Source organism: Paenibacillus sp. GSMTC-2017 (assembly GCF_016019935.1).
GTDB lineage: Bacteria > Bacillota > Bacilli > Paenibacillales > Paenibacillaceae > Pristimantibacillus.
This window is the reverse complement of record NZ_JAECMT010000003.1, coordinates 228,017-249,273: the sequence shown is the minus strand read 5'-3', so window position 1 is coordinate 249,273 and position 21,257 is coordinate 228,017. Positions and strand designations below refer to the sequence as shown.

Sequence of the window (21,257 nt, the reverse complement as noted above, 5' to 3'; positions counted from 1 at the left end):
TCACCCCTCAAATTGATATTGTTTGGAAGATCCAATAGCAACCCCATTATGATTAATCCATAGTTGAAAAATAACTAATGACCATAACGTCAACGCCGTCTTGCCATCTGGCTGAATGGCTTGCTTACGTAAAAGCTTTTCTACTGCTTCATAACTAAACAAGTTGTGACGACGCAATGTATCGCCATCCAATATCCGAGCTACAGCATCGTATAGAGGGAGACCTTTTCTCATCATCGCATCGATAGGCAATGTAAACGGTTGCTTTTTTCGGTGAAGAATAGAATCAGGTAACTGTCCTTCAGCTGCACGGTAAAGCAATCGTTTTACTTTGCCTTCACTGACACGCCAATCTGCAGGCAGCTTACCCGCCAAATCTAGAATGCGTGGCTGACAAAATGGTACTCGTACTTCAACAGAGTGCGCCATACTGAGATGATCAACACGTCTTAAATGATAGGACGGCAAACGATACTCTCTTTCGAAATCTAAAATAGCGTCCAGTCTTCCCTTCTTATGATGCGCTGTGCGAAGACTGCCCACAATCTGATCCTCAATCGAACCGTTATCATGAATGAAAGCACGATAGTCATTACTGTATAGCTCCTTGCGTAGCCCCGGTGAAGCTACGCCAAGCGCCGCCACATAAGGTCTAATCCAGTCATCCTTTGCCTCCGATGCTTCAAGAAAACGATCATACCCCCCGAACATTTCATCAGCACCATCACCTGATATGGTCACCTTGAAGCCTGCTTGATTGACAGCCTCAAATAATGCATAGCTACTCAGTGTAATGGGATCAGCATTCGGCTGCCCTAATCGCTCGGCAACTAGGGGCAGCAGCTTCTCGAAATCTTTTGGATCAACTAAAACTTCGTGATGTGTTGTACCATATCTTTCGGATACTTGTCTTGCATATTGTTTTTCATCCAGCGGCCAATTACCGACGTAAGACAGATTGAAAGAATGAATACCAGCCTGCCTTTGACTTGCAAGCGCAGTAATGAGACTTGAATCCAAACCACCGCTATTAATCGTTGATACGGGAACATCCGCTAACAACAATGCTTCTACTTCTCTATCAAGCTGCTCTCGGAGCGATACAGCCGCTGCATCTCCCTCTTGACCAAGAGGCTCTGACCTCAACAACGTTTTATAACGGCGAATCGTTGGCTTGGAACCAAGCTTCACTTGCAGAATTGAAGAACGTGGTAGCGCATACACATTGTCAAACAACGTCCTTTCTCCAAACACAACTTTTGTAGTCAAATAAAAATCAACTCCCGGCAGCCAAAGGCTTGAAGGAACGGTTCCAAAAGCGAGCAAGGACGGCAGCTCTGATGAGAAGTATAGCGTCTCACTTTGCTCATCAAAGTGGTAGTACAGTGACTTAATACCCGAAGGGTCTGTCGCTAGCGTTAACGTTACCTGCTCTCTTAAGTCGATAACCGCAATCGCGAACATACCGTCTAAGTACCGGGCGAAATCAAGACCATATTCCGCATACAATGCTGGCAAAATCGATCCATCGCAATAATCGTTGAATGTATAGCCCTTTGCTTCGAGCTTGCTTCTGAGTTCACGATGGTTATAAATTTCGCCATTTAATACAATTCGAATGGAATTACCTAAGCTGTAAGGCTGTTCGCCTCCATCGAGTCCAACTATAGCCAACCTATTGTTGCCTATAGCCCAATTCCGCTCTGCCAATACCGACTGTTGATCGGGACCGCCTGCGAGTTGTAGATCGGAAACGAGCTTCAACTTTTCAGGGTCAACATAATCATTGCCGAGGTACCCAAAAATACGGCACATATTACCCACTCCCTATTATCTTTATCTACCCTAGCCTATACTTTCTATGTTTAATCGCATCATTTCCCTCCTTCCTTTGAATTAGTTTAGTAAATCAATAACTATACCGATATAGTTACTAGGTTTTACAATTAGACTGTACTCCCCCTTTTTGGTATCGTCCAATACTTCTTACTCAATCAATCCTATTATTATTAAACTATCGTTCCAACATCATTTGACAATAAATGCTGGATCATCGACTGGAAATGTGATAGATGAGGCTTCTCCTTCGAACAAACGAACTACTATAAATTGAAGGTGATCGGAAAGACGGAAAGCGTGCGCCCTGTTAGCAGGTACAACGACTACATCTCCAGCGATTGCTTTTAGTTCAAAATAACCACTTCCGTCATGTGAATGTATTGTAAATATCCCTCCTCCACCTACTACAATCCGCACTTCATCCTCCAAATGATAATGCAGGGATCCGAACTTCTTCAGCATATCGGGCGTCTGTTCCGATAAGATTGCAATATCCCATTTCTCATACCCTCTACGCGTCGCAAAATCTGCAATAAAATCCTTATAAACGTGCAGTAACTCTAGCTTCTCATCTTCCGATAACACCAGTTTTTTTTCAAAAAATTTCGGGGTGTGGTTCTCCTCCAACCTCTCATAATACACCCCTTGTTTCTCCAAAAATTGATGAAGATCCCTCTCCGTTTCAACTTCAAATTGTCCACCATTTTGTAAATAAGCCATCTTACCCCTCCTATTCCAATAAGAATTGTCAAATATCATAATAGGGATTATTGTCGCCTGTCAATTCATAATTAAATTGATTGTTTCCGTACAATATGCTCATAATTCGCAGGCTATCAAACCCATTGTGATTTTGGTATTGGAAGTCACTTTCACTTCCTCGTTATAATTTAAATGTACTCGGAATAGATGGGATTAACGAGAGTGACTAATAAAAATTCAAATGATGTGGAGCGTGTAAATTATGAGTCAAAATGTATTGTTCATTAGTGGAAGCCCCCGTGCCGCAGCTAATACAAAAGCGGTCGTTAATGTCGTTTATCGTTTGCTACGGGATAAGCAAGGTAACGCGCAACTTCTCGATCTACATCGTCATGTATTGCCACTGTTTAATGGTGAACCTACTCAGAACGAGCTGGATTCCGTCATTCAACTTCGAAAACTCGTTCAAGAAGCTGATGCCTTTTTTATCGTTACTCCCGAATACCATAACGGTATAAGCGGCGCACTTAAGAACGCGCTGGACTTTTTGAATGGTGACCACTTCCGGAATAAGCCTGTTGCAATTGCAGCAGCAGCTGGCGGCGGCAAAGGAGGCATAAATGCGCTTAACAACTTACGTATTGTCCTTCGCGGTGTGCAAGCTAACGTACTGCCATCCCAATACGTGGCTGATCCAAATCAAATTGACTCACATGGCATCTTTATTGACGAAGCTGGTGTTAATGCGCTCCAGTCGCTCGTACAAGATCTTATTTCCGCAATAAAAGTAAAAGAAGGCGTATGATCGAAGCTACACATTTCGGAATAAAGGAGTCACATTAATGGCGTTATCGATCAAAGTGTACTCTGATTATGTATGTCCGTTCTGCTTGCTGGCGGAAGGTCAGTTAAAAGAAGCGGCTACGGAAAGAGATGTCATTGTCACTCATCTGCCTTTTGAACTCCGTCCGTATCCAACACCTACTCTCCGTCCAGAGGATGAATATATGCAAACGAACTGGAGGGAGAAAGTGTATCCCATAGCGGAACAACTCGGTATTCCTATTCGAATGCCGACCCTCTCCCCTCAGCCGCATACACATTTGGCGTTTGAAGGATATCAATTTGCAAAGAACGCAGGAGTTGGCGAAACCTATCATTCGCGAATGTATAAAGCTTTTTTTCAGGATGGTTTAAATATTGGCGACACAGAAGTGTTGACAGAGCTTGCAGTGGAACTCGGGCTTGATGGCCTTGCTTACCGCGAAGCGCTGGAGTCCGGGACCTATCAGGAGGCACACAAAAAAGCGTTGCATCACGCGTTATACGAAGCTAATATTACAGCTGCTCCCACTTATATAATAGGAAACACACCAATTAAGTGGTTGCTTTATAAGGAGCAATTTCTGGAAGCGATAGATGCTGAATTAAAGAAACAGAGGCTTGAACAGTGGAGCACAGGCATTAGTTGTACTATTGATGGCTGCTCTTAACCTAAAGAGAGGAGATTTTACCTATGACATTGAAACTGCAAGTTTATTCTGATTTTGTATGCCCTTATTGTATTTTAGCCGAAGGAGAGCTTGAAGCTGCTGCTGCAGAAAAAGGGGTTGAGGTCGAATATTTACCCTTCGAGCTTCGCCCATATCCTACTCCTACCTTGCGCCCTGAGGGTGAATATATTACGAAAGATTGGCGTGAACGAGTATTCCCGATTGCAGCCGAGCTAGGCATTCCTATTGTAAAACCTCCCTTCTCCCCTCAGCCCTACACACACCTCGCTTTTGAAGGTTATCAGTTCGCAATCGAACATGGTAAAGCAAAAGAATACAATAAACGGATGTACGAGGCCTTCTTCCTAGAGAGTAAAAACATCGGCGAAATTGATGTACTAACAGCACTCGCTGGTGAAGTTGGGCTAGATCAAGTAGCTTATCGCAAAGCGCTTGAAGAAAGAACGTATCGTGAAAAGCATCGTGAAGCGTTAAACCATGCTTATCACGTTGCTAATATTAGTGCGGCTCCTACCTTCATCATCGGCCAAACGGTCATTAAAGGAATGGCGTTTAAACATCAATTTCTTGAAGCTATCGAGCGCGAGCTTGATCGCGCGAAAGAATCCGTGGCTGGCTAAGTAATGTATGACGTCAGTTATTAGCTAATAGTGGGTACGTATAGTGTACAAAGAAGGGGCAAACCCAAAAGTGTTTTTTGGGCCTGCCCCTTCCTTGCTTCATTGCTTTCTTTTTTGCTTTTTTGCTTTCTTGCTTTCTTGCTTGTTTGCTTCTTTTCTTTCTTGCTTGTTTGCTTCTTTTCTTTCTTTCTTGTTTGCTTTCTTGCTTTCTTTCTTTCTTTCTTTCTTTCTTTCTTTCTTTCTTTCTTTCTTTCTTTCTTTCTTGCTTGCTTGCTTGTTTGTTTGCTTCTTTTCTTTCTTTCTTTCTTTCTTTCTTTCTTTCTTTCTTTCTTGCTTGCTTGTTTGCTTGTTTGTTTGCTTGTTTGTTTGCTTCTTTTCTTTCTTTCTTTCTTTCTTGCTTGTTTGCTTCTTTTCTTTTCTTTTCTTTTCTTTTCTTTCTTTCTTGCTTGCTTGTTTGTTTGCTTGTTTGCATGCTTGTTTGTTTGCTTCCTTCCTTCCTTCCTTCCTTCCTTCCTATCAGCTAACTTTGGTTTCTTCTTATTTTGTACTGTGCTTATTTCTGTTCATCCTTGTTTCTGTTCGTGCTTGTTTCTGTTCGTGCTTGTTTCTCTTCGTGCTTATTTCTGTTTATGCTTGCCTTGTCTTCGGTTTGCTTTGTCTTCTACTTACTTTAGCTTTACCTTGCACCGCAGCCTCCTCCGTTTGAATATGTAAAAGTGTCCCCGACACATGCTGCGGCTGTTGCAGTAAGTTCAGAATTGGGCATGCAATTTCTACCGCTTCATGTAGCTCTGCTAATTCCTTAGCAGTAGCGCTTGACTCAATTCGTAGTGTATACGCAATATTGTGAACATAGACAGGAATGTCCTCGTAGCCAGGTTTTCCAGCAAGCGGATGCATATCTCCTGTTACGTCCACCTCTACCGCATCAAGCGGCACACCGCGCACCGCAGCTTGAATTAACGTAATATGTGAAAGGCAACTTCCCAGTACACCAAGTTGAAGCTCGGGCGATGCAGGACCAAGCTGATGCCCACCAAAGTCAGGACCGCTATCGCTAATCACTTGAAAATCACGAATACGAATCTCCCGTACACCACTTCGTCCTGCAACTCTTACTCCAGCCTTCAACTTCTGTGAAACAACGGTGCTCTCTAGTGCTAAACGCTGATTGCGAGCATCAATTGCCTCCTTTTTATCCTTTAAATATTCATTTAATTTGCTCATCCATCTAACTCCTTCCAATTATCATCAACTACACTTCACTGCCATAAGGGCGATTCACCCTTTTTTCCATAGCAGTTTGAATGTAGCCATAAACGATAGCGACAAGCCAATACAAAATAGCAGCTGCAAGAAATGCTTCAAGAAATTTGTACGTATCAGCCGCCATCAACTTTGCCTGTGCCATCATTTCCGTTAAACCTAAAGTGAATCCTAATGACGTTTCCTTAATAACCGTTACAAATGTGTTTCCGAACGACGGTAAAGCGATCCGAAGCGCCTGTGGCAAAATTATACGCCTCATACTCTGCCAGCGCGTCATGCCGATCGACTGGCACGCTTCCCACTGTCCGTAATCGATAGAGCGGATAGCTGCCCGTATAATTTCTGCCAAATAAGCCGCACAATTTAAGCTGATACCTATAACCGTTGCGGTATAGGCATTCATATCTCCGAATGCAGGGAACACTTGTGGAATTCCGTAATATAAAATAAATAGTTGTACGAGCAAGGGCGTTGCTCGAAAGAACGAAATATATATTTTCGAAAAAGTGGATAGAAATAACATGTTACGCCTAATCGCTGTTTCGAGTAGAAGGCCGAGTATAAGTCCAATTGTGATAGCGAGGACCGCAATCGTAACCGTTAAATACATGAACTGCAGCAGCCTTGGCAGCGCCGACAGCAAATACGCCAAATCAAACATCGATGACCTCCCTCTCCTCCAGCACGAAATTCAGGCTAGTTTTCGGGATTAGTGAGGTTTTGTGTAAACCATTTTTCAGAAATTTTTGCTAATGTGCCGTCCTCGCGAAGCTTTTTGAGTGCATCATTCACCTGCACAACCAATTCGTTATTTTCCTCTTTATTCACAAAAGGGTTAGCTGCAGGTATCGTCGTTAATTGTTTTCCTCCAAGCTGAAGCGGCAACTTTGTTTTTTGAATCGTGCCTAACGCCGAAGCTTTAGTAGCAAACGTTGCATCAATTCGCCCAATGGCTACATCTTGAAATCCTGCGTCTGCCGATTCATAGTTAACGATTTCTATCTCTCCGGCTTTATCAAATTCCTTAACCAAGTTAACGAAATTTGTTCCGAGTTGGATGCCAACTTTTTTCCCTTTTAAATCCTCCAATGACTGAATGGATGTATTTCCTTCTTTCACGACGAGCTGAGCACCCGAATACACATATGGTTCGCTGAACAAATATTTTTTCTTTCGCTCTTCAGTAACGGCAATTGAGTTTGCAATCGTATCAATTTTCCCTGTATCCAGTAGCCCGAACAAGCCGCTGAACTCTGACGTTTTCCATTCAACTTCATAACCTGTCAGCTTCGCGATTTCTTCCCATAAATCAACTTCGAAACCTTCTAGCTTATTCGTTTCACTGTTCTGGAACACATAAGGATAAAATCCCCCTGTCGACCCAATAACCAGTTTCTTTCCCGTGGCTTTCGCCCCTGTCTCTTCAGAGTTCGCTCCGCATGCTGTAAGCAGCAACACGAACGTCAGCAAAACTAACAACAGAGCTACACCCATCCCTTTAAACCTTTTGTGCATTTCTGAACACTCCCTTATCGGTCATTTTGTCGCCGCTATCCTCCGTAACCTACTACTTTCTTCTCTTTGTAGAATGGCATACCGGAAACTGCATCCCCTAATTTTCAAAGTTACCCTATGAGTTTAATGGGTATTTTGGCTACAAAATGATTATAAGGTTACTCCTTACTACCTATCCAATACGAAAATACATATCATATTAATCGTTCCAAACCTATAACATAACGCTGTTTCTCCACTCCACCCTGTGCTGGTGTGCTTGCTAAACGTTGCTGAAGCTTATGGAAGTATTCAACTACATATATTCTAAATCGTTCAAAACTAGGCGAAAGTTCCTGGCGTTCCGGCCAAGTTAAACTAATCGTACGTGAGAAATTCGGATCTGTAATTCGTACAGCAACCGTAGACGGATCTGTATTTTCTAATTCCCATAACGAAGGAATAAAGGAAATTCCAATCCCAGCACGAACGAGCTTATGCAATAAAGCAGGATCTTCTACTTCGAAAATAACATTTGGCGTATAACCGGCTTTTTGGCATAGACCATCCGTCGCATCCCGTAGTCCAAATCCAGCCTTAAGCCCAATAAAAGCTTCCTTCTCTACTTCAATTAATTGTACAGAATCTCGGTTAGCTAGAGGATGTCCGGTTGGCACGAGTAGTTTCAATTCTTCCGTTAACAAAGTAATGTTAGTCGTATTCGGCAACTCAATTGGAGGCGCTGAAACACATAAATCGATTTCCTTATCTTTAAGCAGCTGTTTCATCGAATTGTAGCAGCCTTGATGAAATCGGAACCGTGTCTCAGGATACTTCGATACAAAGGCAGCAAGCATCTCTGATACGAATGGCAAGTGAATGGAAGCAACCGTTATCACCTCTTCATAGTTGCCAGAAATCCGAATCGCTTCACGCTTACCCTTCTCCAGTTCAGTAAATGCACGTTCGACATGTTGCAAAAAGGTTCTCCCAGCCTCATTAAGCCGAATGTTCCGACCAAGACGATCAAATAAAGAAACACCAAGATCATCCTCCAGCCTTGCGATTGTTTGGCTCAAAGAAGGTTGCGCAATATTCAACTCCTTAGCCGCTTGTGTAATATGCTCTCTGCGAGCAACCGTTTGGAAATATTTTAATTGCAGTAGGTCCATTCTCATTCTCCTCTCTATTTTGAAGCGGCTTTCTTAGGGCAAAAAAAGACTCGAAGCAACCGCTTCGAGTCTACAGTTATCTGTTCGACATCAAGTGTGGAATGAAATGTATATTTTTGTGACTTGTTCCTATTCTAGACATAATGATAGGGATGGTCAATATAATCCTATAATTAAATAATTATGAATTGAGTTGGAATCCTATACATAAAAAACTCCCCTCATCAATTCAATTGATGGGGAAGTTTTTTGCTTCTTGTACAAGAAGTAATACTACTCTTGTAACACTTCTACAGGCTGCTTTCACTGCTGCAAGGGTCGAAATGACCTTTGCAGCTCAAATCTCTGCTGCTTTCAATGCTGCTTTTACCCTCCATAGAGTGTCATCTGCGTTGCAAGACCACATTTTCTAAACGTTTGGCTCTCACACTCGTACTTGCATTCATTGTGCTCCTCCCTACACAATGGCAGCTTTTTTGTTCAGCTCTCGCCTAACTACAGGAATAACTTCTGTTGCGAGCAGCTCGATTGCATTTGCAACTTGTGCGTATGGAACTCCTCCGATATCCAATTGAAGCATATAACGGTTATGCCCAATCAATTCGTGCTGAAGGAGAATCTTCTCAATAATTTGCTGAGGGCCTCCTACAGCCAAAGCATTGTCTGGAGCTGTTGCAAGCTCGAACTCTTCACGAGAAGGCCGATCTGCTGAATTTCGCTTTTGCATAATATGTTCGAAATAATTTGCATGGTAAGGAAAATATTCGTCCACGGCTTGCCTCGGCGTTCGTCCAATATATCCATGACTAGATATCGAGACAGGCAGTTGCTCCGGCTTAAATCCGGCAGCCTTTCCTGCTGCTCTGTATGCTTCGACGAGTGGCTTCAGCCGGATCGGATCACCGCTAAGCTGCGCCAGGGCGAGACCCGCCCCTAACCTGCCTGCCCGTTCCGCGCTCGCAAGTGTCCTTCCGACACCGATCCATATTGGTAACTTCCCACCTAGTGGTCTAGGGCCCACTTCAGATTCAACTAGCTCCGGTCGAAAGCGACCATTCCATGTCACAGTCTCGTTCTCATTAACTTTCAACAACAACTCGATCTTTTCATCGAATAAGTCATCATAATCGGCCAAATCGTAACCAAACAACTTGTACGTATCTGAAAATACTAACGCCCCACGACCAGCGATAATCTCCGCTCTCCCATTCGACAACAGATCAAGCGTTGCAAAATCCTCATAAAGCCGCACTGGGTCAACCGTACTGAGCACTGTTGTTGCACTTGTCAGCCTGATTTTAGTCGTATACTGAGCAATTGCCGATAGTACAACAGGGGTTGCAGTAACGGAGAAGTTGAGCGTATGATGTTCGCCAAGTCCAAACACATCCAAACCAACATCTTCAGCAAGTTTAGCTGCCGCAACAACCTCATCGAGCCTCTGCTTGGCACTCATCGCCCGCCCGCTATGTGGATCACGCGTCAAGTCCCCAAATGTATATAAACCAAATTCGAAGCTCATATTTATTCCCTCCTGTACTCCTAAACATCAAACCATTTACTACCATAAATCATAAGGGGAAGTCATCATCAAACTCCAATATTAATTTCCATATCGAATTCATAGGCCAAACCAATGAAAGCAATAGCGAACTTTGTATTGGATTTGAGTAATTAGATGCCTCTATAATTACATTAATAACCCGATAAAACCTATAAGAATAAACGGAAAGGAGGGTTGAATGATGGCGCCCTCATTACACTCGTCAGGGAAAATTAATACATTAACGTTAAAAAACCGTCTCATACTCGCCCCTATGCAGCAGCGAAAAGGTACATTAGATGGGCACGCGACAGATTATCATGTAGAACATTACGGACGGCGAGCGGGGGATGTCGGTCTTGTCATTATTGAATCTACTTCCGTTTCACCGGAAGGCAGGCTTTATCATGATGATATCAGCATTTATTCCGACTCCCATATTAAGCCGTTAAGCAAAATCGTGAAGGCTGTACATAACAAAGATGCACGTATCTTCATCCAATTATCGCATGGAGGCAGAAAATCATATCCGCAGCACCGTGAGAGGCTAGTCGCCCCAAGCCCACTTGCATTCAACGACGATTATGGAACTCCAAATGCTCTAAATGATGCTGACATCGCACGTATCCTGGATCAGTACCGCCAGGCCGCCATTCGCAGCAAAGAAGCCGGATTCGATGGTATCGAACTACATGCTGCACATGGCTATTTGCTCCATCAATTTTTGTCACCAATAACTAACCACCGTATAGATTCATATGGCGGGAGCGCAAATAGGAGATTTCACTTCGTCTTGCAAGTTGTACTCGCCGTACGTGAAGCAGTTGGGCCAGACTATCCCGTTCAAATTCGGGTATCCGCTTCAGATTATGACAAAATTGGACTTATACCGTTACAAGTTGTGAACATCATTAGTGGACTTGCGCAATTACTTGATGCAGTCCATGTTAGTTCAGGTGGTCTAACGCCGAACCGCCCTCTTGATGTTCATCCCGGCTATCAAATTCCATACGCTGCAATTATGAAGTCAAAGCTATCTTTGCCTGTTATTGCGGTAGGCGGTATTCATCAACCAGCTTTGGCGGAAAGAGTAATTTCGGAGCAACTCGCAGATTTCATAGCGGTCGGACGGCCACTGCTGGACGACCCTGATTTCGCGGGACGACTGCTTGGCAAACACCCTCTTTTGTCCACTGAACGATAGAAAACAAGCGTCATCCATCATACTAAAAAGGCGGTAATACAGTGTTAAACAAACGCAAACAATGGAATAAGTCAAACCGATGGTACTCAGCAATTATTTGGACCCTTGCAACCCTCTTGCTGTTGTCTGCATGTAGCACTGAAACGAAACACACGTCTGCCGAATCAGCTAATGAGAAAAAAGTAATTCGAATCGGAACGAACGGGGCTTTCTACCCTTATACGTTCAAAAATACGGAAAATGGAGATAAGCTCGAAGGTTATGAAATTGATATTTGGGCTGAAATTGCAAAAAAATTAAATCTCTCTATCGAATATACATTAACAGATTTTGCAAGTTTATTCGGAGCGCTTGAATCAAATAAAATCGATACGATTGTCAATTCTATTGCCCTATCAAAAGAACGAAAAGAGAAATACCTTTTCACTGAGCCCTATGTCTATTCGGGTGCACAGCTTGTCGTGAAGGAAGACAATTCGACAGTCCATTCGCTTGAAGATTTGAAAGGTAAAAAAATCGGACTTGTTGCAGGCAATAAAATTATGCTGAATTACATAAAAGAAGCTGACCCAGAAGGGAAGATCGAAGTCGTTACCTACGAAACTGGCGAAGGTGCTTTCCGCGATGTGTTATTAGGTAGGCTTGATGCCACATTTTCGACTAAAGCAGCTGCACTTGCACAAATCAAAAAGACAGGCCAACCGCTTAAACTCGCAGGCGAACAATTCGTCGTTATTCCCGCCGGAAGCCCATTTCTTATTAACGACTCAAACAAAGTTTTCGTGGAAGAAGTGAATGTCGCACTGAAAGAGCTAAGAGATGATGGCACATTAAAGAAGCTTGCGGAAAAATGGTACGGCCAAGACTTAAGCAAGCCGGCGGATTAACGGGATGAACTTTGATCTGTCTTATTTCGTAAACAGCCTTCCTCGGCTATTAAGTTACCTGCCCATTACACTCATGCTGGCTGTTTTATCCATGTTATTCGCGGTTATACTCGGTATTATTCTCGAAGCTATGATACGTTCTCCATTAAAAGTTATTGCGGCTTCCGCGAACGCTTATATCTTATTTTTCCGATCGACGCCGCTGCTTGTGCAACTGTTCTTACTCTATTATGGGCTACCGCAAATATTCCCTGCACTAAGTGCTATGGATGCGTTCCAAGCAACGATTATAGGAATTAGTTTGAACAACGGGGCTTATCTTGCAGAAATATTTCGAGGTGCGATTGATTCGGTTGACCGCGGTCAGATGGAAGCTGCACAGTCTGTTGGGATGACCCGTATGCAAGCTTTTAGGCGGATTGTTTTTCCGCAAGCTTATCGGATCGCCTTGCCTTCACTAGGCAATACCTTTCTCGTCATCATCAAGGAAACGTCACTCGGTTTCACGCTAGGCTTAACAGAAATGATGGGCCAAGCAAAGCTAATGGCAGCCGATACGTTAAAGGTTATGGAAACGTTCCTCTCTGTTAGCCTACTCTATCTCATCGTCGCCCTTCTCTTCGGCAAGTTCCAAGGAAAGCTGGAGAAGAAAGTGGGCAGGCCTTATGCGCGGTAATAATGTATGTTTAACCTTATTAGAGGCCTCTATCTCATGTATTTTCGCATTACTAGAGGCCTTCCCCATCTATCTGTGCATTTCAAAATCCACTTTTAAAAACTTCCATTCACCGTTTGTATCTGGCCCAACGATACAGGAAAATGGACTATCATATTTGTATAGATTCGAATATCTATTTGCAGTAATCTTAACTCTTTTATCTTCCAAAACTTCGTATTTCACATCAGAATATACATCTTTATCATTTCTTTCTTTTGCAAGAGACATAGACCTAGCGACCATTTCTTTGAACTCTTTCCCGCCGTATTTCATTTCCTGTTTCTTACCTGATTGAATGATAACAAATTTAATTTCTGCCTCATCAGAATATAACTTCACTACATCCTCATCAAATTTATCTGAGAGGGACCTTTCTTCATTAAATAGACTCTCCGCTTTCTCGATTAATTGTTCGTTACTTTCACTGTTAGATTTTGAACAAGCACTGACAAACATAGCAGTCAACAGCATAAGAATAATTACGGTGCTGAATTTTTTCATTGCGTTTCTCCCTTACAATTGTTCAACCGCTACCTGATACAACAAGCTTCCTTCACTAAACAGAACGCGATTTTTTCGAAAATCTCGTTTATCCGCAATGAGTGGCTTGCCTTGTTCATTTAAAAAGTTTATTTTGTGCCCATTGGACAAGCTTCCCGGTTTCACATTTTTCTTAAGAATAAACGTACCATGTTTTCCATAACCACCGTCGAACAAAAAGTGATAACCATCCGTACAAAAACCAGATGAGCCAGAAATCTCTGGGTTCATAAAAGTAATTTTGGATTGATCAAGTCCGCCTGAAATACAACCGAGCGAAAAATCTGTGTAATAGTAAAACCATATTTCCTTTTCATCAACTACATTTAAAGCATAACAGTCGCATATTTCAGCAACTTGATTTTCATATAATTTGTTACCAAACTCGTCCCAAGCAAGAAGTCCATTCGCCCCAACGGGGTCATCCCACCCATAATTACCGAATATACCTTCGTCGAAGTAGCTAGTCCAAATTGTACCTTTTTCAGTCACTTGAACACTTTGAATTCCGTCGCCTAAAAGAAACTCTCGAACAGTACGTCCATCATAATCACACACTTTTGCATTAAGATCGTGTTTCCCAAAAGCATAATACGAGCAACGAGCTCCAACTAACAAAAGATGATTTTGAAGTGGCTGTACATAATGATAATTGTACTTCTGATTTCCAATCACTACTTCATCAATATATTTATCCGTTACGATCAACACTTTGTAGGTATATACCTGCTTTAAAGTCGCAGGTACGAACATACCTTTTTCCCGCTCCGGGATCTCGTTAATCAGCAAGACATAAACGCGGCCATCCGCTCCGAATTTGGTCGAGACAATGTTAAACCCTTCAATAAATTCTGATATATCGGCAAAAGATTGCAACTCTACCGTTTGTTTTAGCATGTTAACGTCTCCTCGAAGGAAATACTAAAAACCTTCTAAATTTGTTAACTGTATTATGCCTGTAATGAGAATGACTGAACATGGCAAAAGTATGGCGAGGTAGTTTGCACATTAACATTTTTCCAAACACCACTAACTCAATAAGTAGTTAACTACTATAGAACCCATCGATTAGGAAGTTCGCATTACTTAGAAATTATACTACCTTAAATATCCACATTCTTCTATAATAATTTTAATATAAATGGAAGGATGTTAAAGCTATGAAAAGTTTTCTTACCTCTATCATTTTAATACTAGCAATTACAAGCGTACCCAGTACTGCCCTTGCCGCAACCAACCCCCACTTACCCGATTCCAGCGGAATTCAACTGAACTGGGAAATTAACGAGACCCCACCCAAACGTCCTTATCCCAAATTATTAAACTCGGAAAACTACGAACACAAATGGAAAATTGATAGCCCCCTTATGTTTGGCTTGGTTCAAGATCCAAACGGAGTTCTGTACACGATCACTTATGATAATATCGTATACGCTGTTTATCCGAACGGAAAAGTAAAATGGAAGCTTCAATTAGACATAGATTTAGGTGTCATAAATATGAAAATGGGACAAGATGGAACCCTTTACGCCTATGAGTCCGGCAACAACTTTTCCGATCCCATTGCACTGACGTCTATTTTTGCCATATCTCCAGAAGGAGTTATTAATTGGGAAATCAAATCCGATAACGTTTACAGCCGGCACGATAATCATTTTGCTGGAGACATACTTGGAAATTTTATTTATTTTTCCGATAAAGGGTTAGTCTCACGAAATGCGAACGGCGAAATTAATTGGGTAAATGAAGATGTTATATCTCGCAACGCTCACGAATTATTAAATAATTTCCATACATCAAAAGTGTATTCCGATCCAAATGGAAACATTTATGTTAATTCCGACGATAAAGAAATCATCTCAATTGATTCAAAGGGTAACGTAAGATGGCGTTCACAACCACAGCGCTTTCTTGACCCTTATACTGTGTTCGAACCATATTTCTCTGACAGCGGAATTCTGTATATGCTTACGAAAGATGGATTGTATGCTTTGAACACAACTGATGGACGAAATGTTTCAATATCAAGTAACTCTGATTTAACTGATATCCAATCCTCAGGTATTCCAACTGATGGTAAAGGCGGGTATTACATAACTATTCGGGGGAGTATCCAAAAAATCGATTACAAAGGAACATCGTTATGGAGTTATAAGCCGAGGGAAACTGAAAAACAAGGTATCGATACATATCATACTCTCATTACCGATAAGATTGGTAATGTCTACTTCACAACAGGATCTGGCAATATTATCGGGCTGAACAGTGAAGGGCATGAAATCTTCGTTTTTCTTAGAAACGCATTTTGGCATAAGATTACTTCGGTACTAATCGGGAACAATGGAAACATCTATTCTACGAACATGGACATCGGACTTGTTGCATTCGGCAAAAAACAAATACAAGTTTATTCGGATAATCAATCCTTACCTATGTCAGTTTCACCTTTCAAAAGCGAAGGTACTGTTATGGTGCCGTTCCGCTCACTATTTGAAAGCTTGGATCTAGCTGTAGATTGGGACCCAAATTCGAAGACTATAGTTGGGACTAAAGAAGGTTTATCAATTAAATTAACTATTGGCTCTAAGATCGCTTATGTGAACGGTGAAGCAAAGCAACTAACTGTAGCACCTGTAGTTAAAAACAACTCCTCCTACGTACCACTTCGTTTCATTGGTGAAGCACTTGGTAAAAACGTTAGCTGGGATAACAAAAGTTCGTCTGTCAATATTGATACTATTAGTACAAAGTAGATTGTTATATTTAAATATTACTTTATCTACATTATGTCTATAGAAAATATGGATTTCCCAACAGGTAACGTTAGTTTTAGTTACACATTCTTTCAATAAAAATAGGGATGTCTCAAAAGGAGACATCCCTAACAAATCTAAGTTTATTGAAATGTGCGAACGAATAAGTGTATTTGTACACTTAAATTCCTAATATTCGAACCAATCGACGAAACTAACAACATTTATGCGTTTAATATCCGAAAATATCAATCAACACTCGAAAATAAGTGTATATTTGCGCTTAGATTAGACCCAACAACTAATGAGCATCTATCAAAACCGACACTCCCCTACTTACTCCTCATCCAACACAAGTACTAGCCCTTTACTTTAACCTCACAAAGCTTCAAATCCAACAATCGGAAAGCTTCAGTAACAGCCTCTCTAGGAGCAAATCCATAACGATCTCCTATACTGATTTCAAAGTTAGAGCCCCCATCATCCCGCTCCCGAACCGAAGATGTTAATCCGACTCCTGTCTGTAGCGCAATTTCTGCGAAAGTACGTTCCAACTCCTCTTTCCCGACATCCGAGTGAACGTGAAACATATTACAGACAGGAACGGCAGGACTTGTCTTAATGTTATGACAACCATTATAGTAAGCGGCTAACTCCACCGCTTCTTTGTAGTATTTGTCCATCAGAGGCAACCGCCGCTCCATATAATAATCGGCCGCAAGGATGTATGGATATAAGCTAATTAGATCTCCACCATGGCGTCTCTTCCATATTTTCGACTCTTCAGTAAAGTCTCCATCGCCAGCAAGAATAGCTCCTGCTATACCGCCAATCCCTTTGTAAACCGAAATATAGACACTATCGAAAAGCGCACATACCTCGTTTGCTGACTTACCATAGTAAGGAAGTACTTCAAACAGTCTAGCACCATCCAGATGAAGTTTAATACCTCTCTCCCGGCAAAATGCCGACATCGCTTCAAGTTCCGAGTATTCCGGCAACTGACCGCCTATTTCCCTCTGCGGTAACTCCAGCAAAATACAAGCAACATCCTCTTTTAAATTCAGTAAATCTTGAAGAAGAACGGGTCTTGTCATGTCTGCGAGCAGAATAGGCTCCAGATGGTGCAACTCCTTAAGGCCATCCTTTTCATGGATTTCCAAATGGCACGTCGGATGATAAGCTACTTTCTTATTCTGCTTTCTATCACTCCATATACGGAGTGCAATCTGTCCAGCCATCGTACCACTTGGGAAAAATACTGCTGATTCCTTGCCGAGCAGATTTGCCATTTTCTCCTGATAATCCTCAATTACTTTGCCTGTTCCGTACATATCACTTTCCAAAGAACCGTCTACAGCCTCAAATACTTCCTTAAGTACGTTAGCATTCCTTTTACCATGGCCGACCAAAGGATAACTTGCTTGATTGTATGCATCAATTAGCTTTGTCATAGATTAACACTCCCTCTCAAAAATTGATCAGTCAACACAATTGCCTTCTCCAACTCATCTGTCGTTCCAGAAAAAGGATGCTTCGCCCCAAATGTATGATTGGCCCCTTCTATGGTGATGAATTGATGCTGAGATGCCTCTGCTCTCAATCTTTCATACCCCGATCGAATAAACTCTGAATCCTGATCACCTTGGATAAATATCATCGGGACAGTTGATCCCGCCGCCTGGGCAACAATATCGTACCGCTCCTTATGGCTGTCTAAGTCTTCAAAAAACTGAGCTTGTATCGGCATCTGCTGCTTCGTTCTTGCATTATCGACATAACCGATACCATCTTTAAGTACTTGCTCTCGGAATGCTTCACCGAACAGATTACAATCGGCAATTCCGTTCCATGCTACCGCCGCTTTAACTCCCGGAAAGGCGGAGGCAAAGATGACGCTGTTCCCTCCACCTCGGCTATGACCTACAATTAGAAGCCTATCTTTATCCAAATACTCCGATAATGGTAATCTTTCATCCTGCAGAGCATCAACTACATACTCAATATCAAACTGCTCCTTCGAATGAGTAGCTCCTCCGAACTTATCTAACTCATCGAAATCAGTTTCCTTCACACCATTATGTGAGAAATTGAACGTAATTACCGCATACCCAAGCTTTGCAAAGCTCTCCGCAGCATACGGGAAGAACCCCCAGTCTTTAAACCCTTTGAAACCATGTAAGAACAAAAGGACAGGTTTTTTTGTTAATGTTGTTGTTTCTATACATACCCGAACATCTCCCCTAATCCAAACATCCTTCGCCCGCTCCATCTCGAATCTCTCATGCATAAGTTCCTCATGTACATACGACATCAACATTCCCCACCTCTCTACCATGTATATAAATCAATTACTCAATTAAAATCCGATATTCATTCTATCTCTCATTATAATGGAAATAACGCACAAATGAACAACTGCTATCCAACACAAAAAAGCATCCCTCTCTTCCATAGAGGAACGCTCCATTTGCACGTTGCACAATTAATTCTACGTAGCAACCTTTTTAAACAATAATACGTCATGAACAGTGAGCCACATCCAATTTAACCACTAATATCCTTTTAGTTTTCAATGGTTTCGCATGATTCAGTAAGGGGGTACGTACATGTCAAAATTATTGTTCACGGGTCTCTTGTTTTGCCTAGTCCTTATTGTCGGTTCTGATTCGAGCGATCACATCGCTGAAGGAACTATCCACGAACAAACAATTGAACAAAGCGCTAGCATATCCTTACAGTTCAGCAAGCTAGAAGGAACATCGTACACCCCGATGGTAACAATCAAAGATACTCTAGCCACTAAAGAGATAATCACTATTTTAAATCAAGCGCCATGGGAAAATATTAAAGCACTCATGTCGCGAATGCCTGATTACACAATAAGAGCAGTCGACACAAGTCCTGACATTTCCTCAGCTTCATTGACATATTCAATATGGGTATCACCAAATAAAGACTTGCTCTTCATCGGAATTGATTATCAAGCGAAATACAGCCAGCTAACGATTGAAGATAGCAAAACTCTACTCTCCATATTGAAGAAGTTGAACCTTACCTAATCCCACCTTACTCCCAACGTGTCAAAATAATTGGGCCATCCTTCGTAATCGCAACGGTATGTTCGAATTGGGCGGCCCATGAACCATCTACCGTTCTCGCCGTCCAGCCGTCCCGAGCTATGTACACGTCGGATCGTCCTGTCGTCACTATTGGTTCAATCGTGATAACCATTCCTTCCTCAAGCTTAACGCCTTGACCAGGTGGTCCGTAATGCGTCACCTCGGGAAATTCATGCATCTTCCGACCGATTCCATGTCCGACAAACATTTTGACAACGTTATATCCTTCTCGTTCTGCTCTTGTTTGCACCGCATATCCGATATCGCCAACATAGTTACCTGGAAGCGCTACCCGAATACCATCCATTAACGCTTGTTTCGCAACGCGAAGCAGCTTATCCGTCGTAGGATTCGATTTCCCAATAATATATGTCCAAGCAGAATCTGCCTTCCATCCGTTCATATCTGCAACCATATCAATGGTTACGACATCACCAGATTCGAGTGGCTCAGAGTCCGGGAAGCCATGACAAACAACATCATTAACTGATGCACATGTGGCATATGGGTATCCTTTATATCCTTTTTGTGCTGGAGTTGCACCTCGATCTAGCATAAATCTTTCAACAAATCGATCTATTTCATGCGTCGTTACTCCTGGAGCAAGCCTGTTTGATAATGCCTTATGACATGCCGCAACGACGCGCCCTGCTTTGCGAATACCTCTAATATGTTCCCTCGTCTTTAGTTCCAATGCCATTTTCGATACCTCCTTTAAGTCTTGGTTAACAGAAATGTGGAGTATATGCTTACCCTATTCCTGTTAAGGAGATATTAGTACTACTAAAAAATGGCGTTTCAATAAACTTAATCCAAACCACTTATATCTGATTGATCGTTTCTTCAAGTTTCTTGTTTTTCTCCTTGAACACTTCGTTATGAGAAGATACATATGCATACGGACTTGCCGCAGGTTCCAAGTACACCTTCGCACTGTTAAGAGCAACTACTGCATCTGTAAACGTACCTGCAATTAAACTTACTTTGCTACCATGCTCTACAAAGTCTCCTGCCCCGAATATGCCGGGAATATTCGTTTCCATCTTTTCACTTACAGTCGCATTCCATTCTCCGATATCGAGTCCCCATTCACGTACAGGACCGAAATCACTACGCATGCCATGATTAACGATAACTGCATCCACTTCAATCGTTTCTTCTTCTAACGATTCTACATGCTGAATCGTAACACGAGAGATCGTTTCACCGTTGCTGCTATGTAGTGCCTTAACTGCAAAAGGTGTGCGTACGTCCACTGAAGATTGCTTCATCTTCGTTACATTCCGCTCATGTCCGCCGAAGCTGTCACGTCGATGGACGACGGTTATACTTGCAGCAATAGGCTCTAGCTCATTTGCCCAATCTACTGCAGAATCACCGCCTCCTGAGATAAGTACCCTTTTGCCACGGAAACCTTCAAGCTCCTGAACGGTGTAATATAAGTTCGTGACCTCATAGCGATCCGCACCTTCGATCTCAAGCTTCGCCATCTTGCGAATGCCGTAACCGCAAGCCATAATAATAGCTCGTGTATGATGCTTTTCCCCGCTTAATGCAGTCAAAATAAAAGTACCGTCATCACATTTTTCTAGCCCTGTTATTTGTTCACCCAAAACGATTGTTGGATCAAACGTTTTTCCTTGTTGAATCAACTGCTCAATCAGCTTTTCACAACGGATCGGAGTAACGCCGCCAACATCCCATATAATCTTTTCTGGATACAGTAACATCCGTCCTCCGAGTCGATCTTGTGCTTCAATTATCTTCGTCTTAAGCTCACGCATACCACTATAAAAAGCCGTATATAAACCAGCAGGACCCCCGCCGATAATCGTTATATCAAATAATTCCGTTTGCTCTTGCATCGTAATCCTCCTCCA

22 protein-coding genes are annotated in these 21,257 nt (G+C 42.2%); 8 read left to right on the top strand and 14 right to left on the bottom strand.

Going from position 1 to position 21,257, the window contains the following annotated elements; all coding sequences use genetic code 11:
• Both asnB and I6N90_RS13105 read right to left on the bottom strand, forming a co-directional pair.
• Window positions 1-1,815 carry an asparagine synthase (glutamine-hydrolyzing) gene (gene asnB / locus I6N90_RS13110; RefSeq protein ID WP_197936066.1) on the bottom strand — a complete coding sequence of 605 codons (1,815 nt, stop codon included), beginning with the start codon at window positions 1,813-1,815 and terminating at the stop codon, window positions 1-3.
• Window positions 1,816-2,028: 213 nt separating this feature from the next.
• Entirely contained in the window at window positions 2,029-2,559 is a 531-nt protein-coding gene (locus I6N90_RS13105) for an acireductone dioxygenase (protein WP_197936065.1), read from the bottom strand.
• Window positions 2,560-2,803: 244 nt separating this feature from the next.
• Between I6N90_RS13105 and I6N90_RS13100 the strand changes: the two genes are divergently transcribed.
• From I6N90_RS13100 to I6N90_RS13090, 3 genes are read left to right on the top strand one after another with little or no spacing between them, the layout of a single operon-like run.
• Window positions 2,804-3,346, top strand: a complete 543-nt coding sequence (locus I6N90_RS13100; RefSeq protein WP_197936064.1) for an NADPH-dependent FMN reductase — start codon at window positions 2,804-2,806, stop codon at window positions 3,344-3,346.
• A 37-nt stretch (window positions 3,347-3,383) separates the two neighbouring features.
• Window positions 3,384-4,034 (top strand): DsbA family oxidoreductase, encoded by a 651-nt coding sequence (locus I6N90_RS13095; protein WP_197936063.1) that lies wholly within the window; start codon window positions 3,384-3,386, stop codon window positions 4,032-4,034.
• Between the two features lie 23 nt (window positions 4,035-4,057).
• The gene (locus I6N90_RS13090; RefSeq protein WP_197936062.1) at window positions 4,058-4,675 is read left to right on the top strand and encodes a DsbA family oxidoreductase; all 618 of its coding nucleotides are present in this window, start codon (window positions 4,058-4,060) and stop codon (window positions 4,673-4,675) included.
• A 13-nt stretch (window positions 4,676-4,688) separates the two neighbouring features.
• Here I6N90_RS13090 and I6N90_RS13085 read toward each other — a convergent pair whose 3' ends face one another.
• From I6N90_RS13085 to I6N90_RS13060, 6 genes are all read right to left on the bottom strand, one after another.
• The gene (locus I6N90_RS13085) at window positions 4,689-5,147 is read right to left on the bottom strand and encodes a hypothetical protein (RefSeq protein WP_197936061.1); all 459 of its coding nucleotides are present in this window, start codon (window positions 5,145-5,147) and stop codon (window positions 4,689-4,691) included.
• Window positions 5,148-5,302: 155 nt separating this feature from the next.
• Window positions 5,303-5,902 (bottom strand): OsmC family protein, encoded by a 600-nt coding sequence (locus I6N90_RS13080; RefSeq protein WP_197936060.1) that lies wholly within the window; start codon window positions 5,900-5,902, stop codon window positions 5,303-5,305.
• A gap of 28 nt (window positions 5,903-5,930) precedes the next feature.
• Window positions 5,931-6,605 (bottom strand): amino acid ABC transporter permease, encoded by a 675-nt coding sequence (locus I6N90_RS13075; protein WP_197936059.1) that lies wholly within the window; start codon window positions 6,603-6,605, stop codon window positions 5,931-5,933.
• A gap of 35 nt (window positions 6,606-6,640) precedes the next feature.
• Window positions 6,641-7,459, bottom strand: a complete 819-nt coding sequence (locus tag I6N90_RS13070; protein WP_197936058.1) for an amino acid ABC transporter substrate-binding protein — start codon at window positions 7,457-7,459, stop codon at window positions 6,641-6,643.
• A gap of 194 nt (window positions 7,460-7,653) precedes the next feature.
• Entirely contained in the window at window positions 7,654-8,610 is a 957-nt protein-coding gene (locus I6N90_RS13065) for a LysR family transcriptional regulator (RefSeq protein ID WP_197936057.1), read from the bottom strand.
• Between the two features lie 457 nt (window positions 8,611-9,067).
• Window positions 9,068-10,132 carry an LLM class flavin-dependent oxidoreductase gene (locus I6N90_RS13060; RefSeq protein ID WP_197936056.1) on the bottom strand — a complete coding sequence of 355 codons (1,065 nt, stop codon included), beginning with the start codon at window positions 10,130-10,132 and terminating at the stop codon, window positions 9,068-9,070.
• A gap of 220 nt (window positions 10,133-10,352) precedes the next feature.
• Here I6N90_RS13060 and I6N90_RS13055 point away from each other — a divergent pair, with 220 nt between their 5' ends.
• The 3 genes from I6N90_RS13055 to I6N90_RS13045 are packed head-to-tail and all read left to right on the top strand — an operon-like array spanning window position 10,353 to window position 12,920.
• On the top strand, window positions 10,353-11,357 hold the full coding sequence (locus tag I6N90_RS13055) for an oxidoreductase (RefSeq protein ID WP_197936055.1): 1,005 nt from the start codon (window positions 10,353-10,355) through the stop codon (window positions 11,355-11,357).
• A gap of 41 nt (window positions 11,358-11,398) precedes the next feature.
• A complete protein-coding gene (locus I6N90_RS13050) occupies window positions 11,399-12,244 on the top strand; it encodes a transporter substrate-binding domain-containing protein (protein ID WP_197936054.1) in 846 nt (281 codons plus the stop codon).
• Between the two features lie 4 nt (window positions 12,245-12,248).
• Window positions 12,249-12,920, top strand: coding sequence for an amino acid ABC transporter permease (locus I6N90_RS13045; protein ID WP_197936053.1), 672 nt, complete (start codon window positions 12,249-12,251; stop codon window positions 12,918-12,920).
• 69 nt (window positions 12,921-12,989) lie between these two features.
• Here the strand turns inward: I6N90_RS13045 and I6N90_RS13040 are convergent, their stop codons facing one another.
• On the bottom strand, window positions 12,990-13,463 hold the full coding sequence (locus tag I6N90_RS13040; RefSeq protein ID WP_197936052.1) for a hypothetical protein: 474 nt from the start codon (window positions 13,461-13,463) through the stop codon (window positions 12,990-12,992).
• Between the two features lie 12 nt (window positions 13,464-13,475).
• Entirely contained in the window at window positions 13,476-14,399 is a 924-nt protein-coding gene (locus tag I6N90_RS13035; protein WP_197936051.1) for a hypothetical protein, read from the bottom strand.
• Between the two features lie 470 nt (window positions 14,400-14,869).
• Here I6N90_RS13035 and I6N90_RS13030 point away from each other — a divergent pair, with 470 nt between their 5' ends.
• Window positions 14,870-16,255 (top strand): stalk domain-containing protein, encoded by a 1,386-nt coding sequence (locus I6N90_RS13030; protein WP_232242972.1) that lies wholly within the window; start codon window positions 14,870-14,872, stop codon window positions 16,253-16,255.
• 359 nt (window positions 16,256-16,614) lie between these two features.
• Here the strand turns inward: I6N90_RS13030 and I6N90_RS13025 are convergent, their stop codons facing one another.
• Together I6N90_RS13025 and I6N90_RS13020 are read right to left on the bottom strand one after the other, a co-directional pair.
• Window positions 16,615-17,709 (bottom strand): threonine aldolase family protein, encoded by a 1,095-nt coding sequence (locus tag I6N90_RS13025; protein WP_197936049.1) that lies wholly within the window; start codon window positions 17,707-17,709, stop codon window positions 16,615-16,617.
• Entirely contained in the window at window positions 17,706-18,569 is an 864-nt protein-coding gene (locus I6N90_RS13020; protein ID WP_232242971.1) for an alpha/beta hydrolase family protein, read from the bottom strand. The genes I6N90_RS13025 and I6N90_RS13020 overlap by 4 nt, the downstream gene beginning before the upstream one ends.
• Before the next feature lie 295 nt (window positions 18,570-18,864).
• Here I6N90_RS13020 and I6N90_RS13015 point away from each other — a divergent pair, with 295 nt between their 5' ends.
• The gene (locus I6N90_RS13015; protein WP_197936048.1) at window positions 18,865-19,317 is read left to right on the top strand and encodes a hypothetical protein; all 453 of its coding nucleotides are present in this window, start codon (window positions 18,865-18,867) and stop codon (window positions 19,315-19,317) included.
• Window positions 19,318-19,324: 7 nt separating this feature from the next.
• Here the strand turns inward: I6N90_RS13015 and map are convergent, their stop codons facing one another.
• Together map and I6N90_RS13005 are read right to left on the bottom strand one after the other, a co-directional pair.
• Window positions 19,325-20,077 (bottom strand): type I methionyl aminopeptidase, encoded by a 753-nt coding sequence (gene map / locus I6N90_RS13010; RefSeq protein WP_197936047.1) that lies wholly within the window; start codon window positions 20,075-20,077, stop codon window positions 19,325-19,327.
• A 121-nt stretch (window positions 20,078-20,198) separates the two neighbouring features.
• Complete coding sequence (locus I6N90_RS13005) at window positions 20,199-21,242, bottom strand: NAD(P)/FAD-dependent oxidoreductase (RefSeq protein ID WP_197936046.1); 1,044 nt, start codon at window positions 21,240-21,242, stop codon at window positions 20,199-20,201.
• Window positions 21,243-21,257: the final 15 nt, after the last annotated feature.